The organism is Cellulophaga sp. BC115SP (assembly GCF_009905545.1).
GTDB lineage: Bacteria > Bacteroidota > Bacteroidia > Cytophagales > Spirosomataceae > Flectobacillus > Flectobacillus rivi.
Genome location: NZ_JAAALB010000170.1, coordinates 1 through 791 on the forward strand (window position 1 = coordinate 1; position 791 = coordinate 791).

Here is a 791-nt window from a genome sequence, read left to right on the forward strand (position 1 = left end):
TTCAAATAGACCTTTTTTGAAAAGTCTAGTTTTGCCAAATCCACTTCGTTTAATATCAACTCTTTCTTGAGGTAAAATTGGTTAGCACGCATCTGCTCAAGCTTTGACCAGTGATTTGCTTTTAGTCCTGTTGGGTCATTCCAATACAAACTATAATTACCCAAATTTGGTAAAGCTTTTGGATATCCGTTTTCTAGCCCATGCCAAAATAATATTTTGGGAGATACCTTTTTTGTGAGCTGGGCAAATTGCTCGGTTACACCTTCTTGGCGTACTTCAGCTAAACCCGTTTCTGCATTGACCAGGGTTGTCGAAAACTCTGATATAACTTTGGCAACGCCACTGTACATTTGTCCACTATACTCTGGAGTAATATAGTCACTGAGCTCTACGGGTTTATCTTTGGTTAGGGCATCCGCTGAGTCTAATTTGTAACCTAGTTGGATTCTTGTATTGGGTTCTGGCACTTTTATTTCTCCAATCAATCCTTTATCGCTCCAGTCCACTATGGCTGGTTGTTGCAAATCATCTTCCCAAAAATTGATTTCTAAAGATTTTTGTACTGGGTTAAAGTTAAACTTGAGATTAGGCAGCTTTCGAAGCTCAAGAAAGAACTGCTCCACAGTCAGTTCCGGTAAATGCTGGTTTACCGTGACAGTACTAGCACCGTCCATGGCTCGAAGGTTAAACAGAATCAATTTGCTGTAGGCTGGGTGATCTAAAAAGTCACCTGTAATTGTAGTATTGGTTATTTCAGCAATCTTTTGAATGACCCATTTTACAAAAAACAT

The 791-nt window shown here is 39.2% G+C and carries 1 protein-coding gene; it reads right to left on the minus strand.

What is annotated here, in order from left to right; genetic code table 11:
* Positions 1 to 791: hypothetical protein (locus GVN22_RS27465; protein ID WP_166554178.1), on the minus strand; the 791-nt coding region annotated here is incomplete at both ends.